Origin of the sequence: Sediminivirga luteola, from assembly GCF_014639315.1 — a bacterium.
GTDB classification, from domain to species: domain Bacteria; phylum Actinomycetota; class Actinomycetes; order Actinomycetales; family Brevibacteriaceae; genus Sediminivirga; species Sediminivirga luteola.
This window is the reverse complement of record NZ_BMFY01000044.1, coordinates 1-525: the sequence shown is the minus strand read 5'-3', so window position 1 is coordinate 525 and position 525 is coordinate 1. Positions and strand designations below refer to the sequence as shown.

Sequence of the window (525 nt, the reverse complement as noted above, 5' to 3'; positions counted from 1 at the left end):
GATTTGATGTCAGGACCGCACGATGACCTTCATAAGGAACTGGCTCGCCTTCGCAAAGAAAACCGAATATTGCGGGAGGAGAGGGAGATTCTAAAAAAGGCGACGGCCTTCTTTGCGAGTCAAAAGCGATGAGGTTCAAGTTCATTGATGCGAAAAAGGCCGACCATCCGCTTCACCTGCTGTGCAAAGCCTTCAACGTCAGCCTCAGCGGTTATTATGATTGGCGAAAGCGGCCCATGTCTGAACGTCAACGCAAAGATTTGGTTTTGCTGACCAATATCCGCACAATCCATAAAGAAAATTACCAATCCTATGGGCGTGAACGCATGACGGATGAACTACGTGATCTCGGTTTTACAGTCAGTGAAAAGCGTGTTTCCCGTTTAATGAAAGAGAATAATATCAAAGTGATACGCACCCATGCCTTTAAGAAAACAACCGATAGCGATCATACCTTCAATGTGGCACCAAACCTGTTGGATGGTGATTTTACAACAACAGGGCCAAATCAGAAATGGGCGGGGG

Annotated in this window: 1 protein-coding gene; it reads left to right on the top strand. The window is 46.5% G+C overall.

Annotated elements, in window-relative coordinates; translation table 11 throughout:
- Positions 1 to 128: 128 nt before the first annotated feature.
- A partial coding sequence (locus IEW13_RS17260) for an IS3 family transposase (RefSeq protein WP_188552140.1) occupies positions 129 to 525 on the top strand: 397 nt, incomplete at its 3' end.